At 44.9% G+C, this 1,439-nt stretch carries 1 protein-coding gene and 2 pseudogenes; all 3 read left to right on the top strand.

Translation table 11 applies throughout. From position 1 onward, the window contains the following. Positions 1-666: pseudogene (locus R7M72_RS24625) on the top strand (2-dehydropantoate 2-reductase); the annotation flags it as partial. A 41-nt stretch (positions 667-707) separates the two neighbouring features. Further along, positions 708-1,292 (top strand): RNA polymerase sigma factor, encoded by a 585-nt coding sequence (locus R7M72_RS24620; protein WP_140062232.1) that lies wholly within the window; start codon positions 708-710, stop codon positions 1,290-1,292. Then, positions 1,289-1,439, top strand: a pseudogene (locus R7M72_RS24615) (zf-HC2 domain-containing protein); the annotation flags it as partial. The gene R7M72_RS24620 and the pseudogene R7M72_RS24615, both read left to right, overlap by 4 nt.

Genomic DNA, 1,439 nt, shown 5'->3' with positions numbered 1-1,439 from the left:
TTAGATTAATCGTGGGCGACTCCGTTGTTTTTGGTTCGGGTGCAGTCACGCTTTCTGCGAACTGCAATTTGACCATTGCAGCTATTAATACTGGTGATTCAAATAGCTCTTTACTAGTTAAGCAGCTCGTTCTTGATGGTTCCTCCTCTTCTATAATTGAAATCACAGGAAACCAAGCTAAGTTCGAGTAGGGCATCTTGTCGATGGCACTACGAGTCATCCGATAATTGATGTTGATGGACTAAGGGTTGATGGCGGGAAAGATGACAGCGTATATGCTGTCGGGGTCGTAAGCCCTTTTATCGCGATAGAGTCTTTAATGGTGAAGACATGAGAAGAGCGGTTGCAACCAGTGCGACGTTAAACGTGACTCATGCGGCAGCCAACCCAGTAGCAGAGGTGGTGGATATCTACCTCACAACGTCAGTAGGGATAGAGGGCAGTGATCCAACCATCACAAACTTTGCGTATAAAGAAAGTGCGAAAGGATTGTATGTTGCGGCAGGCACTTACTACGTAACTGTCACCGTAGCAGGCAACCCTGACGCGGTCGCGATCGATTCGCTACCAGTAGACTTAATGAATGGTGTTGTCTACCAAGCGGTTGCCATTGATGACGGAAACAATGGTGCCTTCAATCTTCTCGTTGATGACATCACCGATTAGGAAGAAGGGAGGTGAGAGCCTCTCTATAGTAAAGGCTGATTATGATGAGTGATAGCCCACAAAAATTGGGGCGAAATGAATGGAACGCTTACATGGATAAAGTAAAAGCCAAAGATAGAGAGGCTTTTGCGTTCGTATTCCGTTTTTATGCACCCAAGCTAAAACAGTTTGCCTACAAGCACGTTGGTAATGAGCAAGTTGCTATGGAAATGGTTCAAGAAACCATGGCAACGGTCTGGCAAAAAGCTCATCTTTACGATGGAAAGAAGAGTGCGTTATCGACGTGGATATACACGATTATCCGCAACTTGTGTTTTGACTTACTCAGAAAACAAAAGGGTAAAGAGCTTCACATCCATTCTGATGACATTTGGCCATCGGAATATTATCCGCCAGATCTGGTTGACCATTATTCTCCAGAACAAGACATGTTGAAGGAACAGGTGGTGAAGTTTCTTGATACTTTGCCTAAAAATCAGAGAGACGTATTGCAAGCGGTTTATCTCGAAGAACTGCCACATCAGCAAGTAGCGGAACTTTTTGACATACCACTAGGCACGGTGAAGTCTCGGTTAAGACTCGCAGTAGAAAAGTTAAGGCACTCAATGCATACGGAGCAACTATGAACAAACATCCAGATAACAACTTGTTAGAAGCGTACGCTTCGGGCAGCATTGATGCGGTTTCTGGTCTTTTGGTCGCCACACATTTAGAGACGTGCTCAAAGTGCCGAGCGTATGTAAACCAAGTAGAAGCAAGTCAAGCAAACACAG

Origin of the sequence: Vibrio sp. YT-18 (assembly GCF_033337345.1) — a bacterium.
In the GTDB taxonomy this organism is placed as follows: Bacteria; Pseudomonadota; Gammaproteobacteria; order Enterobacterales; family Vibrionaceae; genus Vibrio; species Vibrio alginolyticus.
The sequence above is the reverse complement of the archived record's forward strand: the minus strand, read 5'-3'. Positions and strand labels throughout refer to the sequence as shown.